Here is a 21,104-nt window from a genome sequence, read left to right as displayed (position 1 = left end):
AGGCAGCCTTCAGGCTGCCTTTGCTCTTTTATGCGATCGGCCTCTCTTTTAACGGAAAGCGTCGGCGCACCAGCACAAAGAAAATCGGCACAAAGAACAGCGCCAGTACGGTGGCGGCGATCATCCCGCCCATCACGCCCGTGCCTACCGCGTGCTGGCTGCTGGAGCCTGCGCCGTTGCCGACAGTCATCGGCAGCACGCCAAAAATAAAGGCCAGCGACGTCATCAGAATAGGGCGCAGGCGTTGACGCGAGGCTTCCAGCGTCGCCTCCAGCAAATCGCATCCTTTACTGTTCATCTCGTTAGCAAACTCCACGATAAGAATGGCGTTTTTCGCCGACAGCCCGATCACCGTCAGCAGCCCTACCTGGAAATAGACGTCGTTTTCCAGCCCGCGCAGCCAGGTCGCCGCCAGCGCGCCCACCACGCCCAGCGGGACGACCAGCATCACGGAGAAAGGCACCGACCAGCTTTCATAAAGCGCCGCCAGGCAGAGAAAAACCACCAGCAGAGAAATGGCATAGAGCGCGGGCGCCTGCGAGCCGCTCATCCGCTCCTGAAACGACGCGCCGGTCCACTGCACGCCAAAACCGGTCGGCAGCTTGCTGACCAGCTGCTCCATGCTGTCCATCGCGGTGCCGGTGCTGACGCCCTGAGCGGATTCGCCAACGATCTCTACCGACGAATAGCCGTTATAGCGCTCCAGACGCGGCGAGCCGGTTTCCCAGCGGGTGCTGGCGAAAGCGGAAAAGGGCACCATGCCGCCGCTGCTGTTGCGCACGTACCATTTATTGATATCGTCCGGCAGCATGCGGAAAGGCGCGGCCGCCTGCACGTAGACTTTTTTTACGCGTCCGCGATCGAGAAAGTCATTGACGTAGGTCGATCCCCAGCCGGTGGTGAGCGTGTCGTTGATATCGTCCACCGACACGCCCAGCGCCTGCGCCTTGTGCTGATCGATATCGATCCGCAGCTGCGGCGTATCGTCCAGCCCGTTATGACGCACGCGGGCCAGTGACGGATCGCTCTCCGCCATCGCCAGCAGCCGATCGCGAGCCTGCATCAGCGCGTCGTGACCCAAACCGGCATGATCCTGTAATTCCATATCAAAACCGGCCGAGTTGCCCATGCCGGTGATAGCGGGCGGGCTGCTGGCAATAACCCGACCCTCGCGAATGTTTTTAAAGGCCACGGTTGCGCGTTCAATAATGGCAAACGAGCTGTTGTCCTTGCCCGGCCGATCCCGCCAGTCTTTCAGCCGGACAAACATGCGCGCCACGTTCTGTCCGTTGCCGCCTGGCCCGGCGCCGATAGTTGAAAACACCGACAGCACGTTATCCTTTTCCCGGGTCAGGTAATATTGTTCAACTTTATTCACCACTTTATTCGTCTGTTGCAGCGTGGAGCCTGGCGGTAGCTGCACCTGAGTGGTAAAGACGCCGCGATCTTCCAGCGGCAGAAAAGAGGTCGGCAGATGCAGGAACAGCAGCGCCATGCCGGCGATAAGCAGCACATAAAGCAGCAGCCAGCGTCCCGCTTTCGCTACGATGCGCCCTACGCCGCGCTTATAGCGGTCTGCGTTACGGTTAAAGGTGCGGTTAAACCAGCCGAAGAATCCTCGCCGTTCATGATGCGCGCCCGGCGGCAGCGGTTTTAACAGCGTGGCGCAGAGGGCGGGCGTCAGCACCATCGCCACCAGCACGGAAAGCACCATAGCGGAAACGATAGTGATGGAAAACTGCCGGTAAATGGCGCCGGTGGTGCCGCCAAAAAAGGCCATCGGCACGAAAACGGCGGAGAGCACCAGCGCTATCCCCACCAGCGCGCCCTGAATTTGCCCCATTGACTTTCGCGTGGCCTCGCGCGGCGAGAGGCCTTCCTCACTCATTATTCGCTCGACGTTTTCCACCACCACAATCGCGTCGTCCACCAGCAGGCCGATCGCCAACACCATCGCAAACATCGTCAGCGTGTTAATACTGAATCCGCAGGCAGAGAGAATGGCAAAAGTGCCAAGCAGTACCACCGGCACGGCGATGGTGGGAATAAGCGTGGCGCGAAAATTCTGCAAAAACAGATACATAACCACGAACACCAGTACGATGGCCTCCAGCAGCGTTTTCACCACGTCTTCAATAGAGGCGACCACGAAAGGCGTGGTTTCATAAGCGATTTCCGCCTTGAGGCCGGGCGGGAAATAGTGGGAAAGTTCTTCAATGCGCGCTCTGACCAGCTTGTCCGTTTGCAGCTCGTTCGCGCCCGAAGCCAGCTTCACGCCCAGACCCGAAGCGGCCTGGCCGTTGTACTGGCTCAGATAGTCATATTTTTCCGCGCCCAATGCCACCTGCGCCACGTCGCCCAGCCGCACCTCCGAACCATCCTGGTTAACGCGCAGCGTAATCTGACGAAACTGCTCGGGCGTGGTCAGTAACGACTGAGAGTTAATAGTAGCGTTGAGCGCCTGGCGTTCTATGGAAGGCAGGCCGCCCAGCTGGCCCACGGCGACCTGGCTGTTTTGCGATTCGATGGCGCTGACGATATCGGAGGTGGTCAGCGCATAGTTGATCAATTTGTCAGGATCGAGCCAGATGCGCATGGCGTATTGCGAGCCGTAGGCGTCTACCTGGCCCACGCCGTCGATGCGGCTCAGCGGATCCTGCACGTTGCTGGCGACGTAATCCGCAATGTCCTGTTTGTCCATGCTGCCGTCGGTAGAGACGAAGGCCACCATCAGAATATTGGTGTCGCCGGTTTTGGTTACCGTCACCCCCTGGGACTGCACGGCCTGAGGCAGCTTGCGCAGCGCGGTTTGCAGCTGGTTTTGCACCTGCTGGCGCGCCTCGTCGGGATTGGTGCCCGCAACAAAAGTCAGCGTAATCGTCGCCTGGCCGGTATTGCTGCTTTGCGAAGACATGTACATCAGGTTATCGATGCCGGTCATATTCTGCTCGATCACCTGAGTAACCGTATTTTCCAGCGTCTGCGCGGAAGCGCCGGGATAGTTAGCGGTAATACGGACGTTAGGCGGCGCCAGCGCCGGATATTGCTCTACGGGCAGCGAAAAAATAGCCAGAGTACCGGTCAGACACAGCAAAATTGCTATCACCCACGCAAATATGGGGCGATCGATAAAAAAATTCGCCATCAGCGGCTCCAGGCTAGCGTCGGGAAAGGTTACGACCGGGCGACGCCGTGCAGAATGCATCGCTGCCCGTAACAAAGCGTTTAAGCAGAGCGTTTCACTTTACCCGGCGTCCCTGGCGGAATCGTGGAGAAAATGAGGATAAAATGTAAATTATCATGCAAAATTTCAGCGCCGTGCGCCTTAGCTTTTGTCCGGTATAAAACGGAGGAGCACCCGCGTGCCGCCTTGCGCTTGCGGGGTAATTTCCAGCTGCGCGTTCAGACTTTTTGCGCGCTCCTGCATTATAGCCAAACCGTAGTGGCCGGGTTTGGCATCGGCCAGACAAAATCCCTGGCCGTTATCGCTGACCTCAATATGCAGCAAATCGGCGGCCGACTGCGTAATGCGTACCGCAATGTCGCTGGCGCGCGCGTGGCGGAGAGCGTTGAGCAGCGCTTCCCGGACAATTTGTAAAACGTGTACCTGCTGTTGCGCATTCAAACGCTGCTGCCGCGCCTCGCTGATAAGCTTAATATCCGCTTCCGTTTGCCGGTTAAGCTGCGCGACGACCTGTTCCAGCGCGGTAGTGAGATCGGCTGGCTCCACCGACAGGCGAAAAGTGGTCAGCAGTTCGCGCAGCTGGCGATTGGCTTCGGCCAGCGCCACGTCGATTTCGCCGACGATAGCTGCCGGCGGCGTCTCTTTGTCGACCACGCGCTTCAGCCGCGCCAGCTGAATGCGCAGGTAAACCAGCGACTGCGCCAAAGAATCGTGTAGCTCTCTGGCGATAGTGGCGCGCTCTTCCATCAGCAGCAAATGGCGGCCTTTTTCTTCAGCGTCGTCCAGCTGTAACGAGCGGCCCAGCATCGTCGCCAGCCCCTGCATCAGCGAGGGTTCGCTGTCACTTGCCTGCCAGCGCAGCACCCCGCCTTGCGTCTGCTCCAGCGGCAGGCTGTGCCAGGCGAGACGTTTATCCTCTTCGCCAGCGGTCAGCTGCCAGCGAGGCGCCACGTCCAGAGCGATAATCGGCAGATTTTCATGCTCTTTCGCCAGCTCAAGCACCTGCGCATAGGCCTTATCGTGTCCGCGCAGCATCTCGGAGCAGCGATAAAGCAGTTTCAGGCGGCGATTCGCCTGGCGCAGATCGCCGGTTCGCTCTTTGACCGCCTGTTCAAGCCACAGATACTGTTTTTCTAAATCGCCCGACATGCGGGCAAAGGCTTTCGCCAGCAGGGCAATGGCAATAAAGCCCAGCAGGCAGGCGCCTGCCACCAGTTTCATTTTCAGCTCCGCCCAGCGCTGCAGGGCAAGCACAAATCGATCTATCTGCGCGACATAGTGCGAGACATGCTGCCGGAAGCGCTGACCATCGTCCCTGGTCAGCTCGGGCTGTAGCTTTTGCCAGGCCGTCAGCATTTCGTGATAGCGCGCTTTAACATTGTTTGGCACCCAGGCATGCTGTAGCGAAAGCAGCACCGGCGCCTGAAGCGACTGCTGATAGCTGAGGATATCGCTGTCCAGCGAGGGCGAGCGGGTTGCGGCATCCAGCGCCAGGCGGTAGCTCTGCATGCGCAGCGAACCGGCCATATTGAGCGCCTCGGCATCGCGCAGGCTGGCTGAAAGCGTCAGCAGCGCCAGAAAAGAACAGCACACGGCCAGCAGCACGATAGCGAACAGCGCGCGAGCCAGGCTGCGGGTAACGGAACGTTTTAACATGCAATGCTCCCGTAAAGGGCGTTAACGCTGCGGATAGCGTCATCGGCCAGCGTCAGCCAGATAAGGCCTGCCGCAGTATAAGCTTTTCCTCGCGCGGTGCAGCGCACGAACGCCGGCGCTTTGCGAAAGATCAAAAGTGTGCGGTCGCGCACTTGAAGCCAGACGCGGCGGCGGGTAGAGTTAAAAAGTCGTCATAAAATTACGCTGCGCATTAATATAAAGTTACATCATGCAGAAAAAGTAACTTTTATTGACGCTTCTTGGGATAAATGTTTGTCACGCCCACATTCCTTTAACGCTTTTACCGCGCGCTTACCCTGCTTTGCACCTCATCCGTCATAGTTAACGCCGTATCCCGAATCATGCTATCCGCTAATCCGGATAAGGAGCTAACTATGAATAAACTGCCTGCAACGATTGCCGCTGCCATTCTGGCCGCCACTTCATTTTCAACGCTGGCCGCCACCCAGGTCAGCACTGAACAGAGTCAAAACCTGCAACAAATGGGCACGGTTTCCGTGACCGGCGTGACCGGCTCGCTGGATGACGCCACCGCGCAGCTGGCGCAAAAAGCCGAAGAGATGGGCGCCAGCCACTATCGCGTGATCCGTGCCGACACCCCCGGCGACTCCAGCCTGTGGAGCGGCAACGCCGAGATTTACCGCTAGAACCTGTCCTGTCCCATGTAGCCTTTCCCTGTTGGAGAACCGACCGTCTTAAGCGGTCGGTTTTTTTTTGCCTCCTCTGATGGAAGTCACAAAACCTCACGATTTCGCCTACAGATTTTTTGCGTCGGCTTTACAGAACGGTTAGGATGCATCGCCGTGATTTTCCCGCTTCCGTCAACACAATAACTACAGGAAGAGGGGAAAACGCCCGAACGCCTGCGGGCAACGCAATCGTTTGGTTAGCGCAACAGAAATCAGGTCGCCCGGGAATGGTAGCCGTATCACTGTGGACAGGATAATTAGGAAAGAAAATGAAAGCTGATAAAAAAGCGGTAGCAGACAAGCGCGCCGCAAGAAGACGTTGGTTAAATTCTCATGATTCCGGCTATCACAAAGCGATGGACAATCGCCATGTGCAGATGATTGCTATCGGCGGGGCTATTGGTACCGGCCTGTTCCTGGGTGCGGGCGCGCGATTGCAAATTGCCGGTCCGGCGCTGGCTATCGTCTACCTGGTATGCGGCATCTTCTCTTTCTTTATACTCCGCGCGTTGGGCGAGCTGGTTTTACATCGTCCTTCCAGCGGCAGCTTCGTTTCTTACGCACGTGAATTCCTGGGCGAAAAAGCCTCGTACGTTGCAGGCTGGATGTACTTTGTTAACTGGGCGATGACCGGGATCGTGGATATCACCGCCGTAGCGCTTTATATGCACTACTGGGGCGCGTTTGGTGATGTGCCGCAGTGGGTATTCGCGCTGGGCGCGCTGGCTATCGTCGGTACCATGAACATGATCGGCGTAAAATGGTTTGCCGAAATGGAGTTCTGGTTTGCGCTGGTGAAGGTGCTGGCTATCGCGCTTTTCCTGATTGTGGGCGTGGTGTTTCTTGGCAGCGGCAAGCCGCTGGATGGCAACGCCACCGGCTTCCACTTAATTACCGATAACGGCGGCTTCTTCCCGCACGGTTTGCTGCCTGCGCTGGTGCTGGTGCAGGGCGTCGTTTTCGCCTTCGCCTCTATCGAGCTGGTTGGCACGGCGGCGGGAGAGTGTAAAGATCCGAAGACCATGCTGCCGAAAGCGATCAACAGCGTGATCTGGCGTATCGGCCTGTTCTATGTCGGCTCCGTGGTGTTGCTGGTGCTGCTGCTGCCGTGGAACGCCTATCAGGCGGGTCAAAGCCCGTTTGTTACCTTCTTCTCGAAGCTGGGCGTGCCCTATATCGGCAGCATCATGAATATCGTGGTGCTCAGCGCAGCGCTCTCCAGCCTGAACTCTGGCCTCTATTCTACCGGCCGTATTCTGCGCTCGATGTCTATGGGCGGATCGGCACCAAAGTTCCTCTCTAAAATGAGCGGTCAACAGGTGCCTTATATGGGCATCCTGGTCACCATAGCCGTCTATATCGTGGGCGTCTGGCTGAACTATATCGTGCCTTCGCGCGTGTTCGAAATCGTACTGAATATCGCTTCCTTAGGGATTATCTCTTCCTGGGCCTTTATCGTGGTTTGCCAGATGCGTCTGCGTAAGGCGATTAAAGAAGGCCGCGCGGAAGACGTCAGCTTTAAGCTGCCGTGGGCGCCGTTTACGTCCTGGCTGACGCTGCTGTTCCTGGCCAGCGTGCTGGTGCTGATGGCGTTTGACTACCCGAACGGCACCTACACTATCGCCGCCGTGCCGCTGATCGCCGTCGTGCTGGTGCTGGGCTGGTTCGGCGTGCGTAAACGCGCTAACCAAATCGCGCAGACCGAGCACGATCACGTGGCGGAAGAGACGTCGCGCTGAAGCTGAAGCAGCAGTAAAAGGCGGCCCCGGTGGCCGCCTTTTTTATGTCCGCTGATAGTTTTCCCCCAGGGCAGGCCTTATGATGGCTCACTTCCGCTAAAGGCAACGGAGCCTGTATGTCAGTCAAAGTCGAAGTGATCAAAGATAAAATCCTGTCGGAAAATTGGTTCCTGCTGCGCAACTTCACCTATGACCTTACGACGAAAAATGGGGAAACCCTGCGTCATAAGCGCGAAGTTTACGATCGCGGCGACGGCGCCACCATCCTGCTTTACAACCGTGAAAAAAACAGCGTGGTCCTGACCCGTCAGTTTCGTATCGCCACCTGGCTGAACGGCAACGACAGCGGCCTGCTGATCGAAACCTGCGCCGGCTTGCTGGACGATGATTCGCCGGAAGTCTGTATCCGTAAGGAAGCGGTTGAAGAAACCGGCTATGAAGTGGGAGAAGTGGTCAAGCTTTACGATCTTTATATGTCGCCAGGAGGCGTAACCGAACGGCTGCATTTTTTTGCCGCAGAGTATAACGACTCGCTGCGGGCCACAGCAGGCGGCGGCGTTGACGATGAAGATATTGACGTGATTGAGCTGAGCTTTGCCGATGCCTGGAGCAGGGTGAAAACAGGGCACATTAAAGACGCTAAAACGGTGATGCTGCTCCAGTATGCGCTGATTGAAGGTTGGTTAACGCTGGGTTAAAAATGACGGGCTGATGATTAACAGCTGGTCTTAATAAGATAAGAGCGTCCGGGTCAATAAATAAAATAATCCGCAAATATTAACCTTAGTTTTTGCGGGTTAACTTCAGTTAATTATTTATTTAATATCTTCGCAGACGATGGCATAAATATAAGCTAAACAGGGAGGAGAATAAACTTTTTGCATGTGCCTCTGAGCAGGCTATTCAGGCTGGCATCAGAACTATCTGCTTATATGATGAAATTTCAGGCTTAACAATCTTATTCGGACAGCTTGCAGCCGCCGCACAGGCTTTGCCGCGCTGGGCGCAAAAGGTGACAAAGCTCACACTATTACTGCAGTTTTAATCCTTTCTAAACAAAAAAACTTTATTTTCATCTGATAATAAGCGATTTTTTGACGGTCCTGCGGCGCTTTTTTCCTTGTCCGATTTATCTGATTGAGCCGCCTGCACATAAAGTTCAATATAATTAAAGCGGGTAATTATTCTTTTAATGCGCTGCGGCTGATTTAATTGTGCCGAGCGATAACCGCTACGCTATGCTTACTGCTTAACTGTCATTCGGGGATACGGGTATCGATGCATTATTGGATAAAGTTACCTTTGGCGCTGCTGTTTTTTGCCGCCGGACTGCATGCCGAACCCCTGCAAAAAACCTTTTCTGACTGGCAGATAACCTGTAATAACCAGAACTACTGCGTGGCCCGGAGCGTGCCGGGCGTCAACGGGCTGGTGATGACCATCAGTCGTCATGCCGGCGTTAACGATCGGCCCTTTCTGCGTATTGATTACGGCAGTCGCTATACCGGCAAGCTGAGCGGCGCGCCTTTGCAGGACAATCTGCTGCTGGACGGCCAGCGGCTGAAGCCCGATTTAAAACATTGGGAGGTTCAGCCGCATCACCTTTCTACCGGCCATGCTATCTCCATCAATGAGTTTCTGTCGCTGGTGATGGACGCTGATAATCTACAGCTGCTTTATCGGCCGCGCGCCACTATCTCGCTGCACGGCCTGAAAGCGGCGCTGCTGCTGATGGATGATATCCAGGGGCGGGTCAACGGCATGAGCGCCTGGATTAAAAAGGGTGAACGTCCGGCAATGGACGTGCCGCCACCGCCCGATTTCCCCGAAGCTCCCCGTCTGCAACCGGTGCCGCCCGCCCTGACGCGTGAAGAAACTACCGGCCTGCTGGATTACGGCACCTGGCGCGTCAATACCGATCGCTGCTCGTTGGATCCTCAGCGTCGCCAGGTCAGCGTCGCGCCGCTGAACGATAAAAAAGCCCTGTTGCTGGTCAGCTGTGAAATGGGTGCCTATAACGTTATCGATCTTGCTTTCGAGGTCACCCGCAGCCAGCCCTATATGGCCAGAGGATTGACCCTGACGCTGCCTTTTACGCCGCCGCGTCATGGAGAAAAAAAGCTGGAGCTGATCAATGCCGATTATGATGCCAGCCGCGGCGAGCTGCTGACGTTTGGCAAAGGAAGAGGCCTTGGCGACTGCGGTACGGCTACCCGCTGGCAGTATGACGGGCGCGAGTTTGTGCTGACGGAATATGCGGAAGAGGGAACCTGCGATGCCTGGCACGGCAGCGACGACTGGCCGACGCTCTGGACCAGCAAAAGGGATATGCCGCCTGCGCCAGAGCAGGCGTCTACGGAGTGAAAAGGCTTCATTGAGTATGCTTTCCTGAACGGCGTAGAAAAGCGCAAAGCTTTTACCTGATTCACGGCGCCCCAGCCCGGTGAGGCGCCCGTTTACGCGATCAGCTGCCGCGATAGGTTGAGTAGCCGTACTGGCTAAGCAGCAGCGGCACATGATAATGCTCGGCCGTGTTGCTGATATGAAACTCTACCGGGATCTCCGGGAAGAAGCTCTCCTGCTTTTGCTCGCTAAAATAGCGTCCGGTTTTAAATACGACGCGGTAATCGCCGGTGGCTGCAGGCTGCGCAGGCCAGAACTGTTTAATACGTCCATCCTTATCGGTGCTGGCCTTGTTAAGGAATTTCCAGCCCGCGTCCTGTTTCTGCTCCAGCGTAACTTCCACATTCGATGCCGGTTTGCCAGTTTGCTGGTTCAGCACGTGTACGCTTAAAAGATTCTGCTCTGCGGCCATCGCGGAGGCAGAAGCGGTAAGGGCCAGCGCCAGCGCTGCCGCGTTGAAATATTGTTTCATCATCACTTCTCCTGTTTGAATATGCCTCTTTATAACGTAGAACAAAGGGAAACAACCTGACGCGAGCATGACAAAAATGTCAGATTGGCTGAAGTTCGGGGACAAAATTTCCGCCTCGTGGCAGACTTGTGCTTATGAAACTATTGCTGATTGAAGATAACCAGAAAGCCAGCGACTGGCTTTGTCAGGGCCTGCGCGAAGCCGGATTTGTGGTGGACAGCGTCACCGACGGCCGCGACGGACTGCACCTGGCCCTGAGCCAGAACTATGCGCTTATCGTACTGGATATCATGCTGCCCGGCATGGACGGATGGCAGGTATTACGCTCGCTGCGTACCGCCCGCGCCACGCCGGTAATTTGCCTGACGGCAAGAGATTCGGTAAACGATCGTGTTAAAGGGCTGGAGCTGGGCGCCAATGATTACCTGGTCAAACCTTTCTCTTTTGCCGAGCTGCTGGCCCGCATCAGAGCGCAGCTGCGCCAGAATCACCCTACACAAGCGGTGCTGACGGTTGGCGATCTGGTCATGGATTCGGTGCGGCAGACGGCCAGCCGGCAGGGCGAATCGGTCGCGCTGACCCGTAGAGAATTCGCGCTGCTGTGGCTGCTTGCCAGCCGACGCGGAGAAATAGTGCCGAGAACGCTGATCGCCAGCGAGGTCTGGGGCATTAATTTTGACAGCGAAACGAACACGGTTGACGTAGCCATCCGCCGTTTGCGCCGCAAGATAGACGACCCCTATGAGCCGAAACTGATCGACACCGTGCGCGGGATGGGATACCGGCTGGCAGAGCCGGGAGAACCGCATGCGTAAGATCTCGCTGACGGCCCGACTCACGATCATTTTTGTGCTGATTATGGCGGCGGCCTGCGGCGGCATCACGCTGACGCTTTACGGCGCGTTACGCCACGAGCTGATCTGGCGTGACGATCGCACGCTGATTAATCGGGCGCTTCAGCTGCGCCAGCTGTTGCAGGATGGCGCGAAGCCGGAAATGCTGCCGCTTTATTTCAGCCGCATGGTGGACACGCAGCAGGATATCCTGCTGATCCGTCAGGCTGCGGGGCCGGACGTGACGATTAACCAGACGGGCATTGGGCTGGCGGCGCTGACCGCAGAAAACCAGCCGGGCGTGCTTCGCCGACAGCGCACCAAAGAAGGTGAAGAGCTAACCATTCTCAGTCTGCAAGGCGAATCGAACGGCGGCGCGGTGACGCTGACCGTAGCGCGGCTGGCGCGCGAAAGAGCCAAAATGCTGGAGCAGTATCGCCAGGAAAGCCTGCTGGTGTGCCTGGCTGCGCTGATGCTTGGGGCTATCCTGAGTCCTCTGCTGATCCGGCGGGGACTAAGAGCCATAGGCGCGCTCAGCAAAATCACCGCGGCCACCCACGCCGACAGGCTTTCTGACAGCGTTCCACTGAATACTCTGCCCCGCGAGCTGCTGCCGCTGGGCGAGGCGCTTAACGTGATGCGCAGCCGCCTGGCGCACGATTTTACCCGGCTGACCCGATTTGCCGACGATCTGGCACATGAGCTCCGCACGCCGGTCAACGTGATGCTCAGCCAGAATCAGGTCGCGCTGGGGCAGGAGCGCACGCCGGAAGCGTACCAGCAGCTGCTGGAAGGAAATATCGAAGAGCTGGAGAATCTCTCTCGCCTGACCGACAACATTCTGTTCCTGGCCAGAGCCGATCACCACAACGTGGCGCTCAGAAAAGAGGTTTTTTCGCTGCCCGACACGCTGGAAAATATCACCGATTTTCTGGAGCCGCTGGCGGAAGAAAAAGGGCTACGTTTTGCGCTGGAGGCGGAAGGCGATATTCAGGCCGATAAAATGCTGTTTCAGCGGGCGCTGGTCAATCTGATTACCAATGCCGTTCGCCACGCGCCGGAAAACACGCTGGTTCGCATAAAAACCGAGGCGACAGGAGAAGCTGTCGATATAGCCGTGGGTAATAAGGGTGAGCCTTTGGCGGAGACGGAAAAATTATTTGAGCGCTTCTGGCGCGGAGACGAGGCGCGCAACAGCGTGGGATCGGGACTGGGTCTGGCGCTGGTTAAAGCTATTGCGGAACTGCACGGCGGCTACGCCTGGTATCAGCATCGCGAAGGGGAAAATCTGTTTGGTATCAGGCTGGGCGGTGAGACTCCTGCCCGCCAGGGGCGGGCAGGAGAACAGGCTTAGTGAGGCTTCAGCAGTTTTTCTGCATGGCTGACGATGTTTTCCACCGTGAAGCCAAACTCGTTAAACAGCTTCTCTGCCGGTGCGGACTCACCAAAGGTGGTCATCCCGACAATCGCGCCGTTCAGGCCGACATACTTATACCAGTAGTCTGCGATGCCCGCTTCCACCGCCACGCGAGCGGTAACGCCGGAAGGCAGCACCGATTCGCGATAGGCCAGATCCTGCTTATCAAACAGGTCGGTTGAAGGCATAGACACCACGCGAACTTTATGGCCGTTGGCGGTCAGTTTTGCTGCCGCGCCCAGCGTGATTTCCACTTCAGAACCGGTTGCGATCAGGATCACTTCCGGCGTGCCTTCGCTATCTTTCAGCACGTAGGCACCGCGAGAGATGTTTTCCAGCTGCTCTTTGGTACGCTCCGGCTGCGCCAGGTTCTGACGGGAAAGGATCAGCGCGGTCGGGCCGTGGTGGCGCTCAATCGCGTGTTTCCAGGCCACGGCGGTTTCTACCTGATCGCAAGGACGCCAGACGCTCATGTTTGGCGTAACGCGCAGGCTGGCGATCTGCTCAACCGGCTGGTGCGTCGGGCCATCTTCGCCCAGACCGATGGAGTCGTGTGTGTAGACCAGGATCTGACGCGCCTTCATCAGCGCCGCCATACGCACGGCGTTACGCGCATACTCGACGAACATCAGGAAGGTAGCGGTGTAAGGCACAAAGCCGCCGTGATGCGCGATGCCGTTAGCGATAGCGGTCATACCGAATTCGCGCACGCCGTAGTGGATATAGTTACCCGCCAGGTCGTCTTTAATCGATTTGGAACCGGACCAGATAGTCAGGTTGCTTGGCGCCAGGTCAGCGGAACCGCCCAGGAATTCCGGCAGCAGCTTGCCATAGGCTTCCAGCGAGTTCTGGGAAGCTTTACGGCTGGCGATTTTCGCCGGATTAGCCTGCAGCTCTTCGATAAACTTCTGCGTTTCCTGCTGCCAGTTTTCCGGCATGCCGCCATCCATACGACGAGCGTACTCTTTCGCCAGTTCCGGATAAGCCGCTTTATAAGCTGCGAACTTGTCGTTCCACGCTTTCTCGTACTGCTGGCCCGCTTCTTTGGCATCCCACTGTGCGTAAATTTCCTGCGGGATTTCGAACGGCGGATAGTTCCAGCCCAGCTGTTTGCGGGTCAGTGCGATCTCTTCATCGCCCAGCGCCGCGCCGTGCGCTTCTTCTTTACCGGCTTTGTTTGGCGAACCGTAGCCGATAATGGTACGGCAGATGATCAGAGAAGGCTTATCGGTCACGCTCTGCGCTTCTTTGATCGCTTTCGCTACCGCTTCGGCGTCGTGACCGTCTACTTCGCTGATCACATGCCAGTTGTAGGCTTCAAAACGCTTGGCGGTATCATCGCTGAACCAGCCTTCCACTTCGCCGTCGATCGAAATGCCGTTGTGATCGTAGAAACCGATCAGCTTGCCAAGGCCCAGCGTGCCGGCCAGCGAGCAAACTTCATGCGAGATACCTTCCATCAGGCAGCCGTCGCCCATAAACACATAGGTATGGTGATCGACGATCTCATGATCGGGACGGTTAAACTGCGCGGCCAGCGTGCGTTCGGCAATCGCCAGACCCACGGCGTTGGCCAGACCCTGACCCAGCGGGCCGGTAGTGGTTTCCACGCCTGGCGTGTAGCCGATTTCCGGGTGGCCCGGCGTTTTGGAATGCAGCTGGCGGAAGTTTTTCAGTTCTTCAATCGGCAGGTCATAGCCGCTCAGGTGCAGCAGGCTGTACAGCAGCATGGAGCCGTGACCGTTGGAAAGGATAAAACGGTCGCGATCGGCCCAGGCAGGGTTAGTCGGGTTGTGATGCAAAAAGTCGCGCCACAGCACTTCTGCAATATCTGCCATGCCCATTGGGGCGCCTGGGTGACCCGATTTGGCTTTTTGCACCGCATCCATACTCAGCGCACGGATTGCATTAGCCAACTCTCTACGTGAAGACATATTTTTCTCCCTGATATTTTTGGGGGGACGAACTGGGCAAATAAACGTCGGGCGACTTTCCCCGACGCGCGTCGGGGAGGCCCGTGAACGAAATTACAGCTTAGCGGCCAGCACGTCTTCCAGGTGCTGTTGGTCAACGGCAAACTGGCGGATACCTTCGGCCAGTTTTTCTACCGCCATAGGATCCTGATTGTGCTCCCAGCGGAACTCCGATTCAGAAAGCGGAGCAGGCTGGTGGAAAGCTTCAGTTGACGGCGTCAGCTTGCGCTCAACCGGCGCGTCGCTGGCCTGCAGCTCTTCCAGCAGGTTTGGTGAAATAGTCAGGCGATCGCAGCCCGCCAGCGCGATGATTTGTTCCGTTTTACGGAAGCTGGCGCCCATGATGATGGTGTTATAGCGGTGCTGCTTGTAGTACTCGTAGATTTTACGAACGGAAACCACGCCTGGATCTTCATCCACCACATAAGGGTCAAGCGGCTTGCGGGTGTTGTACCAGTCGTAGATACGGCCGACAAACGGCGAAATCAGGAACACGCCCGCTTCCGCACAGGCGCGCGCCTGGGCAAAGGAGAACAGCAGCGTCAGGTTACAGTTGATGCCGTTTTTCTCCAGCTCTTCCGCCGCGCGGATGCCTTCCCAGGTGGAAGCGAGCTTGATCAGAATACGTGAACGGTCGATACCGTTGTCTTCGTACATTCTCACCAGCTTCTCGGCTTTGGTCACGCACATGCCGCGGTCAAACGACAGGCGAGCGTCCACCTCGGTAGAAACGCGGCCAGGCACGCTTTTCAGGATTTCCATACCGAGGTTGACGTTGACTTTGTCGCTGGCGTTGATGATTTGCGTCTCTTTGCTGCCGCCCTGTTTTTTGGCGTAGTCGATAGCGTCGGTGATCAGGTGCTTGTAAGAGTCGAGGCTGGAGGCTTTCAGGATCAGAGATGGGTTGGTGGTGGCATCTTCAGGGTGATAATTACGAATAGATTCGATATCGCCACTGTCCGCCACCACGGTGGTGTATTGTTTCAGTGCGTCTAGCTGGTTCATCTCATGGCTCCTTGATGGGCAATCTGCAAAACTAATGATGACCGTGCCGGAACATCGGCTGTCGCCGGGCTACAAAGCCCAATAGCGAACGAACCGGGCCGCAATCCTGTGCATTTACGCAGGGCCGGCTTCCGACGCGGTGGATTATTCTCAGGCCAAACATTGCATCAGACGTCCTGTAATGGGAATGCGTTTTCTCTGATTGTTGCAATGGGTTAGCCCAATGGCTGGTAAAACGCGGTACCTGAAAGTGTAGCACTTCTTCAGGATTACGGCAGGCGGTAGCACTGGCTGCTACTTTTTTGGAATCATGGAACACATCCAGCCGGGCTACCGGGGACAATGCCTCCGCCACCGGCTGCTTGTTTATCGTGAGCTAGTGTTTGGGGAGTTGTTCAGAAAAGTTTTTATAATCGGTTGTCCCCTGCGATCTCTCTTGCAGATAGCCTGAATGCTTAACGGCGCTCTTTAGAGCATGTTGATACTCGCTGCTTTCAGGGCCATAGGTATTAAGCGTCAAGTTCACCAGCTGATGATAAAGATCTTTCTGAAAGGATAGTGAAGCTTGCGCCTCGTTTTCCGGGAATGCGGAACCGCGCAGCGACTTTACCAGCGCCCTGACAGCGTCTGAAGACTCCATTTCATTTAAAAACGCTTTGAAGCCGACACGGGCAATAGCTTTCAGTAACACATTTGCTACCGTACTTTGCTCGTTAATCGGCGTCGTTAAAGTTAAGGCCGGCTTGTCAGCTTGCGCAGGCTGCTTACTGGCCAGCACTTGCTCAATGGTTGAAAAAAATGACGCTACGTCAGGAATATCGGCACCATAATCGAAACGGCGTAAAAAGGCGGTGTCAAGATCGTCCTGATATGCCTGCCGGAAAGCAGAAACTTCGGCCAGCAGTTCCCGGATCGCTTTACCGGAAACGCGAGTCGTGTAATAACGAAGCATTCCTTCAAGCGTATCTTCGCCGGTGATCTCTTCAGCATCCATATTGATGTACGTCATCATTAGCTGTTTCAATCGCGGGTAGCTGTCAATCATAAGTCGTCTCCGGTTTTGGATAAGCCGTCAAAATAAACTTGTCACGATCATGAATCGTCAGGCCTTCTTCCGCCCATTGCAGGATAACAATTAATGTCCTGCTAACTATCGGCGCACCGCCTGCGGGATGGCGACGAAAAAAACGTCCGATGGGATAATTATTCGTATATTCCACTGCTAAATCCCGGACTTCATCCTCATCGCTTCCAGCTGCCGCACCAGCCGTTTTTGGCGTTGTATACCAATCATACACTTTTTCAAGATTTGACAGCAGAGCCTTAGCGATAATGGTTTCCACAAATTCTCTATCGTGATAAAAGCCGCCGTTTTTGGAAGGTGCACGGGGCTGAGAAAATCGCGCATTCAGTTCCGTATCTGTTTTATTAACGTGACGCGCAAGCGTATGGCCGCCGGGTTTTGTGGGTGCCTCATGCTGTCTTAAATCGGTTTTCATGATATCTGACATGATGTCAGTCAGCCGCTTTGCCTCAACGTCAACTGTCAAAGGCTGATTCCACAGATCCATTCAGGTCTCACTTAGCATAAATATTTTAAGCCTCTCACAATAATATGACAGGCTTAAGGTAAGTGATAGCAGCGGCTGCTAACTTTTGAAGCGGTCTCGCATAACAGGCTGAATAATTAAATCCAGGCTTTAACCGGCAGGAAATCGGTGTACAGCGCGGCTTCCGGCGTGCCCGGCTGCGGCTGGTAGTCGTATTCCCAGCGTACCAGCGGCGGCATCGACATCAGAATGGATTCGGTACGGCCGCCGGTCTGCAGACCAAACAGCGTGCCGCGATCCCACACCAGGTTGAACTCTACATAGCGGCCACGGCGGTAAAGCTGGAACTGGCGCTCGCGCTCGCCCCACGGCAGCGTTTTGCGCCGCGCCACTATCGGCAAATAAGCGTTGAGGAAGCCTTCGCCGACCGCCTGCATAAAGCGAAAACAGTGGTCAAAATCCGGCGTGTTCAAATCGTCAAAAAACAGGCCGCCGATGCCGCGCTGTTCGTTACGGTGTTTGATAAAGAAATAGTCGTCACACCACTTTTTGTAGCGCGGATAGACCTCTTCGCCAAAGGGCTGACAGAGATCGGCCGCGGTTTGATGCCAGTGCACCGCGTCTTCCGTAAAGCCATAGTAAGGCGTCATATCGAAACCGCCGCCGAACCACCATACCGGGTCGGCGCCCGGCTTTTCGGCAATAAAAAAGCGCACGTTGGCGTGGCTGGTGGGCACGTAAGGATTGGACGGATGGATCACCAGCGATACGCCCATCGCTTCAAAACTGCGGCCGGCCAGCTCCGGCCGGTGCGCGGTGGCGGAGGCGGGCATCTGGTCGCCGTGCACATGAGAAAAGTTAACGCCAGCCTGTTCAAACACCGCGCCGTTGCGCAGCACGCGGCTTCTGCCGCCGCCGCCGCCTTCGCGCGTCCAGCTGTCTTCCGCAAACTGCGCCTTGCCGTCAGCCTGCGCCAGCTGCTGACAGATTGTGTCCTGTAACCTGAGCAGAAACTGCTTTACCAGGGCGATATCGGGTGTATTCATGGTTTTGCCTGACTGTAAAATGACGCGCGAAGTATACGTCAAAATGCCCTAGCCGGGGCGGCGGTTGTTGGCATCGAACTCATTAAAATAGCTGATAACGCCATCCACTATAGCGCCGGCGATTTTCCGACGGAAAGCGGTGGTGCCCAGCAAGCGCTCTTCGGCGGGGTTGGTAATAAAAGAGGTTTCCACCAGCACCGAAGGGATAGAAGGCGATTTCAGCACGGCAAAAGCGGCCTGCTCGGGATGCTGACTGTGCAAATGGTGAATCGGCCGGATCTGGCTCAGCACGTGCTTGCCCAGCGTCAGGCTATTTTTAATCGTATCGGTCTGCACCAAATCAAACAGCACCTGCTGTAGATAGTGATCCTTTTGCGCTACCTTGACGCCGCCCACGGCATCGGCAGCGTTTTCGCGCTCGGACAGATAGCGGGCCATTCGGCTGCTGGCACCACGGTTAGAAAGGGCGAAAACCGAAGCGCCGTTGGCATCGGGGCTGGTAAAACCGTCGGCGTGTATCGACATAAAAAGATCGGCGCCGTGCTGGTGTGCAATTTCCACGCGCTCGCCCAGCGGGATAAAGCGATCGTTATCCCGCGTCAGTCGCGCCTCGATATGAGGATGATCGCTCAGCATCTGACGGATATGTCCGGCTATCTCCAGCACCACGTGTTTTTCTTCCGAACCTTCTTCACCTACCGCGCCAGAATCGATGCCGCCGTGGCCGGGATCGATCATCACAATCCTTTTACCCTTTGCTTTAGGCGGCGTGGCCCCGTGCGCGGATGCTGTTTTAAGCGGTGCTTCTTTTGCCCTGGCGGCACTGCCGCCCAGCAGCGCCAGCGCCAGGCCGGAAAGCAGCAGCTGACGGCGGGAAGTAAGCGGGGTCATCGGGCCAAACTTTTTCATTACAACATCCTCAGGGCGCAAAGTGCTTACTGTTATATCGTAACAATAAGACGACAGCGAGGCGGGAACTATTTCAACGTTTTACTTTTTATTTCAGGCCGCTAACGGCAGCGTAAATTCACTGCTCATGCAGCCAGCTGGAAAAGCGATCGCGTGCTATCTGGGGATTATGTAGCCGCTTTCTGCCACTTTCTGGCAATTATCTCTTCGGAGGGTTGCGCCCGCGAAAGAAACCGCGATAATCAGCGAATTGTGGTTAACATCTGGGACAACGCTATGGAAATTCGCGTATTTAGCCAGGACGATTTTGAAGAAGTGATCACCCTGTGGGAACGCTGCGATCTGCTGCGCCCGTGGAACGATCCGGAAATGGATATTGAGCGCAAACTTAATCACGATCCCGACCTGTTTCTGGTGGCGGTGGTCGGTGGCGCCGTGGTCGGTACGCTGATGGGCGGTTATGATGGCCATCGCGGTTCAGCCTACTATCTGGGCGTGCATCCCGACTATCAGGGCCGTGGCTTCGCCAATGCGCTGATCAACCGGCTTGAAAAAAAGCTGATTGCGCGCGGCTGTCCGAAAATCAACGTGATGGTGCGGGAAGAGAACGACGCGGTGTTGGGTTTCTATGAAAAGCTGGACTACGAGACGCAGGACAGCATGTTACTTGGTAAGCGCCTGATTGAAGACCGCGAATATTAAGCCAGCCGACCGTTCCGCCATGTGCCTCTACACGCCCGACGACTACGATGCCAAAGGCCAGCTGAAGCTGCCGCTGGCCTTCTGGGGCGTGCTGCTGCTGCAGGCGCGCACCTGGCTACTGTTTATTATGGCCGGTGCCTCTCGCGATCAGGGCACGGCGCTGCTGGCGCTGTTCTATCCGGATACGCGCGCGTTCTGGACGGGCATTGCGCTGGGCGTGCCTGCGGCGGTAGGGCTGCTGCTGACCGGCTATCGCCAGCGTCTGCCGCGGCTCTGGCAGGCGTGGCGCTGGGTACTCTGCCTGTCGCTGGCCGTGATGCTCTGCGTGCAGTTCGCCAGCCTCTGGCTGGGCGAGGACACGCTGTCGCCGTGGATGATCCTGTTTACCGGTTTCGATCTGCTGGCGCTGGGCTGGTTTGCCTTCAGCGCGCGGCTGCGCGACTGTTTTGCGTCAGAGCAGCACCTCGAATAAACTTTTCTGCCGATCCGTACTCCAACCTTTCTTTGGGGCTGCCGTAAAAGGCGTTGTGCTATGGCAGCCGCCTCTCTTTTTGTCAGGAGTTTTCATGAAAACCGTTCGTCCTTTAGCCCTGGCCGCGGCCGTTATGCTGGCTGGCTGCGCCAGTTCCGGCGACGCCGCACCGGCCACTCACGGGGCCACCTGGTGGAACCCGCTGACCTATTCCTGGTCCAGCCTCTCGCCCTGGCACTGGTTCGGTTCTGCTACTGAGGTCAGCGAGCAGGGCGTTGGCGGCCTGAACGGCGCGACCGCGATGAACGAGCAGGCGGTTGGCGAAGCGCTGAACGACGACTATCAGATACGTAAAGGGATGCGCGGCGAAAACGGCAAGGTTATCACCTTCTTCCAGGCGCTCGACGGCAAAGAGGTGAAGCTGGAAATCACGGGCGAAACCAGCGTCAGCGAGGTGCGGGTGATGGATGACAGCATCCAGACTACCTCTGGTGTGAAGATCGGCACGCCTTTTAGCGACCTCTATAGCCGCGCTTTCGGTGCCTGTCAGAAGGCTGCTGGCGGCAAGGGAGTAGAGTGCCGCGCGCCGGACAGCCAGCATATCAGCTACGTCTTTACCGGCGAATGGCACGGGCCGGAAGGGCTGTTGCCGTCTGATGATACGCTGAAGAAATGGCAGGTAAGCCAGATCGTCTGGCGCCTCTGATTGGCCTGCGGCTGTGTGTCACAGGACAGATAGCCGCCGCTACCGTTATCAGAAACAGATCGGGATAGTCATTGCGCTTGCTGTCCCTTTCCCGATCGTTCCACGCGCGCAGCCAGCACACGCCGCCCGGCGTATCCGCGACAGTTCCCTGGACATGGTGTTCCCCTTGCGCGATCGTTGCTTCAAACAGGCTTTCTATTTCTGCCCGCTGCATAACCTGTCCCGCCCGCTTATAGCTTTTTAAACTTCCAAATCACCAAACGGTATATAAAACAGTTACTCCTTTTCGTGTGGTTATAAATAAACTGAACCCTCTCAGGCCGTGAG

18 protein-coding genes are annotated in these 21,104 nt (G+C 56.5%); 9 read left to right on the top strand and 9 right to left on the bottom strand.

Features of this window, described 5'->3' with window-relative positions; translation table 11 throughout:
* Window positions 1-28: 28 nt before the first annotated feature.
* Entirely contained in the window at window positions 29-3,145 is a 3,117-nt protein-coding gene (acrD, locus tag QCD69_RS10830) for a multidrug efflux RND transporter permease AcrD (RefSeq protein WP_301251999.1), read from the bottom strand.
* A 180-nt stretch (window positions 3,146-3,325) separates the two neighbouring features.
* Window positions 3,326-4,840, bottom strand: a complete 1,515-nt coding sequence (locus tag QCD69_RS10825) for a type IV pili methyl-accepting chemotaxis transducer N-terminal domain-containing protein (RefSeq protein WP_301251998.1) — start codon at window positions 4,838-4,840, stop codon at window positions 3,326-3,328.
* A 395-nt stretch (window positions 4,841-5,235) separates the two neighbouring features.
* On the opposite strand from QCD69_RS10825, the gene QCD69_RS10820 reads away from it, so the two are divergent.
* The 4 genes from QCD69_RS10820 (at window position 5,236) to QCD69_RS10805 (ending at window position 9,653) form a co-directional block, all read left to right on the top strand.
* Window positions 5,236-5,508 (top strand): YdgH/BhsA/McbA-like domain containing protein, encoded by a 273-nt coding sequence (locus tag QCD69_RS10820; protein WP_125289577.1) that lies wholly within the window; start codon window positions 5,236-5,238, stop codon window positions 5,506-5,508.
* A gap of 311 nt (window positions 5,509-5,819) precedes the next feature.
* Entirely contained in the window at window positions 5,820-7,289 is a 1,470-nt protein-coding gene (ansP, locus tag QCD69_RS10815) for an L-asparagine permease (RefSeq protein ID WP_253459433.1), read from the top strand.
* A gap of 116 nt (window positions 7,290-7,405) precedes the next feature.
* The gene (nudK, locus tag QCD69_RS10810; RefSeq protein ID WP_301251997.1) at window positions 7,406-7,987 is read left to right on the top strand and encodes a GDP-mannose pyrophosphatase NudK; all 582 of its coding nucleotides are present in this window, start codon (window positions 7,406-7,408) and stop codon (window positions 7,985-7,987) included.
* 580 nt (window positions 7,988-8,567) lie between these two features.
* Entirely contained in the window at window positions 8,568-9,653 is a 1,086-nt protein-coding gene (locus QCD69_RS10805) for a DUF1176 domain-containing protein (protein ID WP_253459437.1), read from the top strand.
* 100 nt (window positions 9,654-9,753) lie between these two features.
* Here QCD69_RS10805 and hiuH read toward each other — a convergent pair whose 3' ends face one another.
* Window positions 9,754-10,164 (bottom strand): hydroxyisourate hydrolase, encoded by a 411-nt coding sequence (gene hiuH, locus QCD69_RS10800; protein WP_253461251.1) that lies wholly within the window; start codon window positions 10,162-10,164, stop codon window positions 9,754-9,756.
* Between the two features lie 134 nt (window positions 10,165-10,298).
* On the opposite strand from hiuH, the gene hprR reads away from it, so the two are divergent.
* On the top strand, window positions 10,299-10,979 hold the full coding sequence (hprR, locus tag QCD69_RS10795) for a response regulator transcription factor HprR (protein WP_253459439.1): 681 nt from the start codon (window positions 10,299-10,301) through the stop codon (window positions 10,977-10,979).
* A complete protein-coding gene (locus QCD69_RS10790) occupies window positions 10,972-12,351 on the top strand; it encodes a heavy metal sensor histidine kinase (protein WP_253459441.1) in 1,380 nt (459 codons plus the stop codon). Before hprR ends, QCD69_RS10790 begins: the two co-directional genes overlap by 8 nt.
* On the opposite strand, the gene tkt is transcribed toward QCD69_RS10790, so the two are convergent.
* The 6 genes from tkt to amiA form a co-directional block, all read right to left on the bottom strand.
* Window positions 12,348-14,348, bottom strand: coding sequence for a transketolase (gene tkt, locus QCD69_RS10785; protein ID WP_253459443.1), 2,001 nt, complete (start codon window positions 14,346-14,348; stop codon window positions 12,348-12,350). The genes QCD69_RS10790 and tkt overlap by 4 nt on opposite strands.
* A 93-nt stretch (window positions 14,349-14,441) precedes the next feature.
* Window positions 14,442-15,392 carry a transaldolase gene (tal, locus tag QCD69_RS10780; protein WP_253459445.1) on the bottom strand — a complete coding sequence of 317 codons (951 nt, stop codon included), beginning with the start codon at window positions 15,390-15,392 and terminating at the stop codon, window positions 14,442-14,444.
* A gap of 376 nt (window positions 15,393-15,768) precedes the next feature.
* A complete protein-coding gene (locus QCD69_RS10775; protein WP_301251996.1) occupies window positions 15,769-16,437 on the bottom strand; it encodes a contact-dependent growth inhibition system immunity protein in 669 nt (222 codons plus the stop codon).
* Complete coding sequence (locus QCD69_RS10770; RefSeq protein WP_301251994.1) at window positions 16,430-16,963, bottom strand: RNase A-like domain-containing protein; 534 nt, start codon at window positions 16,961-16,963, stop codon at window positions 16,430-16,432. Before QCD69_RS10770 ends, QCD69_RS10775 begins: the two co-directional genes overlap by 8 nt.
* A 116-nt stretch (window positions 16,964-17,079) precedes the next feature.
* Entirely contained in the window at window positions 17,080-17,988 is a 909-nt protein-coding gene (gene hemF, locus QCD69_RS10765) for an oxygen-dependent coproporphyrinogen oxidase (RefSeq protein ID WP_253459447.1), read from the bottom strand.
* 48 nt (window positions 17,989-18,036) lie between these two features.
* Window positions 18,037-18,897: an N-acetylmuramoyl-L-alanine amidase AmiA gene (amiA, locus tag QCD69_RS10760; RefSeq protein WP_253459449.1), complete on the bottom strand. Its 861-nt coding sequence runs from the start codon at window positions 18,895-18,897 to the stop codon at window positions 18,037-18,039.
* A gap of 276 nt (window positions 18,898-19,173) precedes the next feature.
* On the opposite strand from amiA, the gene QCD69_RS10755 reads away from it, so the two are divergent.
* From QCD69_RS10755 to QCD69_RS10745, 3 genes are all read left to right on the top strand, one after another.
* Window positions 19,174-19,599, top strand: a complete 426-nt coding sequence (locus QCD69_RS10755; RefSeq protein WP_125289591.1) for a GNAT family acetyltransferase — start codon at window positions 19,174-19,176, stop codon at window positions 19,597-19,599.
* 19 nt (window positions 19,600-19,618) lie between these two features.
* The gene (locus QCD69_RS10750; RefSeq protein WP_301252080.1) at window positions 19,619-20,071 is read left to right on the top strand and encodes a DUF2919 domain-containing protein; all 453 of its coding nucleotides are present in this window, start codon (window positions 19,619-19,621) and stop codon (window positions 20,069-20,071) included.
* Window positions 20,072-20,165: 94 nt separating this feature from the next.
* The gene (locus QCD69_RS10745) at window positions 20,166-20,777 is read left to right on the top strand and encodes an RpoE-regulated lipoprotein (protein ID WP_301251993.1); all 612 of its coding nucleotides are present in this window, start codon (window positions 20,166-20,168) and stop codon (window positions 20,775-20,777) included.
* Window positions 20,778-21,104 lie beyond the last annotated feature (327 nt).

This window comes from Erwinia sp. PsM31 (genome assembly GCF_030433775.1).
GTDB lineage: Bacteria > Pseudomonadota > Gammaproteobacteria > Enterobacterales > Enterobacteriaceae > Erwinia > Erwinia aeris.
The sequence above is the reverse complement of the archived record's forward strand: the minus strand, read 5'-3'. Positions and strand labels throughout refer to the sequence as shown.